This is a genomic window from Candidatus Zixiibacteriota bacterium (genome assembly GCA_026397505.1).
Taxonomy (GTDB): domain Bacteria; phylum Zixibacteria; class MSB-5A5; order GN15; family PGXB01; genus JAPLUR01.
The window spans coordinates 21,727-28,450 of the sequence record JAPLUR010000073.1 but is presented as its reverse complement, the minus strand read 5'-3'; the positions used below and the strand labels follow the sequence as shown (position 1 = coordinate 28,450).

Sequence of the window (6,724 nt, the reverse complement as noted above, 5' to 3'; positions counted from 1 at the left end):
AGTACGGCATGAAAACCCTGAATCAGTCTCTGGCCGAGAATTATAATTCCGGGAAAATCACTATCGGCGACGCCATGAGTTTCAGCTAGAATATGCAGGAATTGAATGAGATGTTATCCCGGGGCAAAACGCCGGAGATGGCTTAGCCCTCGGCCGGGAAAGGGAAAAGAGTATGCCAGAATTTGAATACAAAGGAAAAACTCTTGCCGGTGCGGCCGTACAAGGGGAATTGTCGGCCGGAAGCCGCGAGGAACAGGAGCGGGCCCTGCGCCAGAATCGAATTCTTGTCGCGAGCATTCGCAAAAAACCGGCGGAACTGAAAATCAAGCTCGGGTCCGGCATCAAGAAATTCGACATTTCGCGTTTCTCCCGGCAGTTTGCCACCATGATTGGAGCCGGACTGCCGATGGTGCAGTGTCTGGAAATTCTAAGTACCCAGATGGAAAGTAAAGAACTCTGCCGGATTATTAACGAAGTCAAAGAGTCGGTTCAGGGCGGTTCCACTCTTTCGGAGGCGCTCTCTCGCCATCCCAAGGTTTTCGACCATCTGTATACCAACATGGTGGAAGCCGGTGAAATGGGCGGCGCACTCGACACGATTCTGGTGCGTCTGGCCGTCTATCGCGAAAAGGCCGATAGCCTTATTCGCAAGGTCAAGGGCGCCATGGTCTATCCGACCGTCATCTGCGTTGTGGCGGTTGTAGTGACTATCGCCATGCTGACTTTCATTGTTCCGACTTTCGCCAAGATGTTTGGCGGCCTGGGTGCGGAGTTGCCCAAACCAACGCTGGTGATTCTGGCCATAAGCAATTTCCTCCAGAAATATTTCCTGCACCTCTTTCTGGGATCGATTGGCGCCGTGGTCGGCTTTATCTACTGGGTGAGAACGGAGACGGGACGAGCGCTGTTTGATGCTTTCCTCATTAAGGCGCCGATCTTCGGAAATCTTGTCCGCAAATCATCCGTGGCGCGTTTCACCCGCACTTTGGGGACGCTTCTTTCTTCGGGTGTTTCTATCCTTGATGCTTTGGAGATTACGGCAAGGACGGCCGGCAACGTGGTGATCGCCAATGCCATTAAAAAGTCGGTGCTGTCAATTGCCCAGGGTGATACGATCACGGCTCCCTTGAAGGAAACCGGGGTTTTCCCGCCGATGGTGACGCAGATGATTTCAGTGGGCGAAAAAACAGGCGGTCTCGATGATATGCTTCAGAAAATAGCGGATTTCTATGATGAGGAGGTCGATGCCGCGGTCAGCGCTCTAACCTCTATGATTGAACCGCTCATTATAGTGGTTATGGGTATTGTCATCGGCGGCATATTGATTGCCATGTATTTGCCAATGTTCGATATTGTCGGCAAGATAGGATAACAACGACATAGCAGGGGCGCCTTCGGGCGCCCTTTCATTTTGATATGAATTCGAGTCCCTTCGCCCTCAAGCCCGGGTGGCTTTTATCGCTTCGCCTGACCACCTATATTCTTGTCACCGGGATCATTGTCTTCTGGATGCGTTACCCGGCCTATTTGAGTTTCCCTTTTTTTGCCTATTCCTTTTTGACTTTGCTTCTGCCGGTGCTTTTTCTTTTCCGTCGCTGGTTTGAGACCAAAACACTGTTCAACGTTCTTCCTTTTCTGCAAACCCTTTCCGAGATAATCGTTGAGGCAGGGATTATTTATGCCACGGGCAATATTCAGTCGGCTTTTTCAGGCCTCTTTGTTCTGACCATTATTTCCTCGGCGCTGGCCAACCGGCTGGCCGGGACACTTGGCATAGCATCGCTGGTTTCGTTCTCATATGCCTTTATCATCTGGTTCGGCCTTGGCGGAAGCAGTGGGCCGGGCTCTTCCAGCCGCGCTCTGGAAACCATATTCTCCACCCAGGATGCTGCTTTCTATAATATCTTTCTTCATATCCTTATCTTCTATCTGGTGGCTTTCATCTCGGGATTTCTGGTCGAACGACTGAGGCGCAAAGACCTTCAGCTGGCTAGCGCCTCACAGGCCCTGAAGCAGGCCAAGCTGGATACGAATGATATTCTCCGCCACCTTAACTCCGGCCTGGTCACCATCGATCCGGACGGTCGGGTAATCTTCTTCAATCATGCCGCCGAGATGATTATGGGCTTTGCCGAGTCGGAAGTGAAAGGAAGAGATTTTCGTGAGATTTTCTCCGGCCGTATGCCGCAACTGGTCGCTAATCTGTCGGGCGTGCTGCGGGCTCGAAAAGGATCTCCCCGGAATGAGATGGAGATTATTAATCGGGAGGGCCGCTCTATTCCGCTGGGCGTCTCTATTTCTCTCTTGGAAGAGGAATGCGACAATATTCGCGGTGTCATTGCCATTTTTCAGGACCTTACGGAAACCAAGAAGCTGGAGGAGAAAATCCGCTTGGCGGATAAAATGGCAGCGGTCGGCGAGCTTTCGGCGGCCATTGCACATGAAATAAGGAATCCTCTGGCGGCTATCTCAGGTTCTGTCGAGGTTCTTCAGGCAGAATTGAATCTCTCCGGCGAGAATCGCCGCTTGATGCAATTAATTGTCAAGGAATCGAGCCGGCTGAATAATATCCTGACCGATTTTCTGCTTTACGCCCGGGCCAATCGTCCTGTCTTCAATAAAGTCGAACTCTGCCGTTTGGTCAGCGATGTCTTCGAAATGATAAGACATCACTCGGCATACAATAAGGATATCACTCTTAAGCTATCAGCCTCCGATTCGTATATCTATATTTTCGGCGATGAAGATAAGATTAAGCAGATATTAATTAATTTGATCGTCAACGCCTGCGAGGCGCTGGAGGGACGAAAAGGGGAAGTTTCCGTCTGGCTGGAAATAGCTCCGGACAGATCTGTTGTGCTGCAAGTGATTGATAACGGCCCGGGAATTGAGAAGTCAACCATTCCCAAAATATTCGATCCCTTCTTTTCCAACAAGAAAGAGGGAACGGGACTGGGTTTGGCTATTGTCCAGCGTTTGGCCGAGAGCCTTCGCATCGAACTGCAGGTGCGCACGCACCCGGGAGTGGGAACCGCTTTTATACTCCATTTCAGGCAGGCGCCGGGGAAACGTGCCGGGCAGCCGGATTCCCAGGCCGCCGCCAATTCCAATAAAATCGCGATTTTATCGTAACCGCCTAAGGTTCGAGTTTTTTGGGCTTGCTTTTGGTGTCAGGTTGTATAAATTCCATAAATTTGCATTTGTAAAAACATAGGAATTTATGAGATGAAAGCCAGAATATTTATTTTAGGCCCGACAACTTTTCTTTTCATAGCCATTTCGTGGCTTGGCGGATGCCAGCCCTCCAAAGTCACGGTCACCGAAATTGCCAGGCAGGATTTCCCGGTCGCCACAATTGATTCCACTGTCACGATTCCGGCCACAAAGCTCTATGAACGTCTCGCTGCGGGAAAACTGCTGGAAAAGGGCGGCATCCTCGATTCAAGCACTTTTTTTGACACCCTTAAGGCAATTGTCGTCGATTCCGCGGTCTCCACGGAAGCCGGGAAAATCAATCTGCGCGATGATATCGTCCTCTATCGTATCTTTCAGGCGCGTTATAATGATTTCTTTCTTAACTATTTCTATCGAAAATATATCATCGATTCAATCAAAGTGGACTCGATCGTGGTGGATAGTTTTTACCGGGCTCACCCCGAGAAATACAGCAATAAGGAGCAGGTCCATGCTCGACAGTTGGTTATCTCGGCTGATGGGCTCCGCTATGGCAAGGATTCCTCATTATATAAGAATTATACTTTGGAGCAGCTTGATTCTGTCGCCAAAGATATGATCTATAGCCTGCGGGCTCGTATCGATACCGGCGAGGTACTGGGGAATCTGGCCTATCTATATTCCGTCAACCGGGAATCCGGCGATAAATATGGTGAGTTGGAATATTTCACGCGCAATACCTACAATGAAGAATTTGAGGAACAGGCGTTTTCGCTGCCACCCGGCGAGATGTCGCAGCCTTTTCGATCACGTGACGGGTGGCATATTATCCAGGTTATTGACCATCTTAATGCAGGGCTGGCCCCGCTGACTCCTGAGGTATATGGCGCTGTCTCGATGCAATTTGCCTCGGAAATGGCCGGCGGCAGGGCAAGGTATTTCATTGATTCCCTGGTTTCGCAGGCCAAAATCATATTTAACGATTCGGCGCTGCTCAAGGAAGCCCGGCATGTTCCGGAAACAACCTGGGCGGCCGTTATCAATGGCATCGATACGATAACCTTTTATCGGCTGGGGGATATCTTTGACCAGTATTCAATTAAGCCCGCGGCAGACTCGGTGATGTTGAAAGCAAAACATGCGGTTCTACTGCGTGAGGCTTACAGATATCTGGCGATGCAGGCCGGTCAGCAATTGGGGTATGCCGATGCCCCGGTAGTCTTGGCGGAGAGAGAGCAGCTCTATCATAAGTACGCTATGGGTGTTGTGCGAAAAGGCGGACAGGACCCCGAATATATGCCTTCTGATAGTCTTATTAGCGATTATTATGAGAGGAATATTGACCGATTCACCTTCAAGAAACCGATCTATGTCCAGCATATAATTGTGCAGGATTCTCTATTCGGTGAATTCCTGCGGGACCAGGCTCTTTCCGGAGTTGATTTTCTGGGTCTTGCCAAGCAGTACTACCCCGGCGCAGAGGAAATTCGGGTGGCGGCCGCCGATCTGGGTTATATTGGTCCTGGCGAAATGCCCGAGAATTTCTATCGGGCGGCCTGGGGGACGGCCAGGGGAAATGTTTCGCACCCGGTGAAAACCGAGTGGGGATATCACATCATAAAAGTGATTGATCGCAAGAATGATAAGCCTCTGACCGAGGTCAAAAGCCTTATCATCGATGCTCTCAGAATCGAACATGCCAGGGAACTGAACGACCGGTGGGAAAAGGAGATTCTGGGACGACACCGGATAGAATATCACCTGGAAAAACTGAAAAGGATAGAACTTCCACCGAAAGCGCGAAGATAATCCCTTTCGATCAGGGCGGAGACTGTGTCGGACAAGGAACCTAATCAGATTACTTTCAAAGGGGAACTGCTTCGGAAACTCACTCATATCTTTGCTTTGGTGATTCCCGGAGGGTATTACATCTTTGGTCTGACCAGGGCTGAAGCGCTTACTATCATGATCCCCATATCTCTGGCCATGGTCTTCATTGACATCGGACGGCTCAAGAATTGGAGGCTCTGGTATTATCTTCGCGGGCTTCTTTCGCCGATTATCCGTGAGCATGAGATGAAAGGTGATTTCACCGGGGCCAGTTATATTCTGGTAACCTCATGTTTTGTCATTGCCCTCTTTGCCAAACCGGAGGCGATCGCCGCCCTGACGTTTATCATGACTGGCGACCCGGCGGCGGCCATTATTGGACGCAAGTATGGACGGCATCGCTTTAAAACCAAGTCGGTTGAAGGGTCGCTGGCTTTCTTGGCGGCGGCGATGATTATCGCTTTCATTGTCCCCGACCTTCCTCTGATGATAGGTCTTATCGGCGCGCTTACGGCGACCGTCACTGAAGCCGTCTCATTCCATGTCGATGATAACACTTCGGTCCCCCTTATTTCGGGTCTGGTTATGCAGCTGGTGCATGCGGGGATGGGCATGTGAGAGGAGCAGACTCCTTGCTGCATTTTGCCCTGGTTTGAGAGAGCCATATTACTTATATTCCACATATGAAATATATTGATCTGCGTTCCGACACGGTCACCAGACCTTCGCCGGAAATGAGAAAAGCAATCGCTGAGGCGGAGGTAGGCGATGATGTTTTTGGCGACGACCCGACCGTAATTCGGCTGGAAAAGAAAGTGGCCGATCTTTTCGGCAAAGAAGCCTCCCTTTTTGTACCCTCCGGCACAATGGGAAACCAGGTGGCCTTGAAAACCCTCTCCGAACCGGGGTGGGAATTGCTCTGTGAACGCGATTGTCATGTGGTTAACTATGAGGTATCCGGGCCGGCCGTGCATTCTTCGCTGCTGGTCAATATGATCTCGACCGAGCGGGGAGTAATGACCGCCGAACAGATCGAAAGCAGCGTGCGGCCTCCTAATGTTCACCACCCCATTACCAAAATCGTAACCATAGAGAATACTCATAATCGTCACGGCGGAACTATCTATCCGCTGGAAGAAATCAGGCGAATTCGCACCGTGGCCGACAAGCATGACCTGCTGATGCACCTTGACGGCGCCCGTATCTGGAACGCGAGTGTGGCTACCGGTATTGCCTTGTCAGATTGGGCGGCGCCCTTTGATTCGATTTCAGCCTGCCTCTCCAAAGGTCTGGGGGCGCCGGTCGGGTCGATGATAATCGGCTCGCGAGAATTCATTGGAAAGGCGCGGCGCAACCGAAAGCTCTTCGGTGGTGGAATGCGGCAGGTGGGGATTCTGGCCGCGGCAGGGCTTTATGCCCTGGAGCATAATATCGAACGTTTGGCTGACGACCACCGCAATGCCCGTCTCCTAGCTGAGGGATTGGCAAACATCAAAGGCTTTGAATGCGACCTTTCACGCGTCGAAACCAACATCGTGATTGTCGATATCGCCAAAACCGGCAGGACACCCGATGAAATGGTCACTATCCTCAGAGAGAAAGGCGTCCTGGCCGTCGTCTTCGGGAAGACCCGTCTTCGTTTTGTGACTCATTTGGATATCTCTCGAGAAGATTGTCTCAAGGCGCTGGAGATAATTTCTCAGATACGGTTGAACTGATA

General features: G+C 50.9%; 5 protein-coding genes. All 5 read left to right on the top strand.

The genetic code is table 11. The annotated features are described in order from the left end of the window. Positions 1-172: 172 nt before the first annotated feature. The 5 genes from NT002_07860 (at position 173) to NT002_07840 (ending at position 6,722) form a co-directional block, all read left to right on the top strand. Positions 173-1,372, top strand: a complete 1,200-nt coding sequence (locus NT002_07860) for a type II secretion system F family protein (GenBank protein MCX6829183.1) — start codon at positions 173-175, stop codon at positions 1,370-1,372. Positions 1,373-1,416: 44 nt separating this feature from the next. Further along, positions 1,417-3,132, top strand: coding sequence for an ATP-binding protein (locus NT002_07855; protein ID MCX6829182.1), 1,716 nt, complete (start codon positions 1,417-1,419; stop codon positions 3,130-3,132). A gap of 93 nt (positions 3,133-3,225) precedes the next feature. Then, complete coding sequence (locus NT002_07850) at positions 3,226-4,983, top strand: peptidylprolyl isomerase (protein ID MCX6829181.1); 1,758 nt, start codon at positions 3,226-3,228, stop codon at positions 4,981-4,983. Positions 4,984-5,007: 24 nt separating this feature from the next. Next, positions 5,008-5,622: a hypothetical protein gene (locus NT002_07845; protein ID MCX6829180.1), complete on the top strand. Its 615-nt coding sequence runs from the start codon at positions 5,008-5,010 to the stop codon at positions 5,620-5,622. Positions 5,623-5,738: 116 nt separating this feature from the next. Further along, positions 5,739-6,722 carry an aminotransferase class I/II-fold pyridoxal phosphate-dependent enzyme gene (locus NT002_07840; protein ID MCX6829179.1) on the top strand — a complete coding sequence of 328 codons (984 nt, stop codon included), beginning with the start codon at positions 5,739-5,741 and terminating at the stop codon, positions 6,720-6,722. The last annotated feature ends 2 nt before the right edge of the window (positions 6,723-6,724 follow it).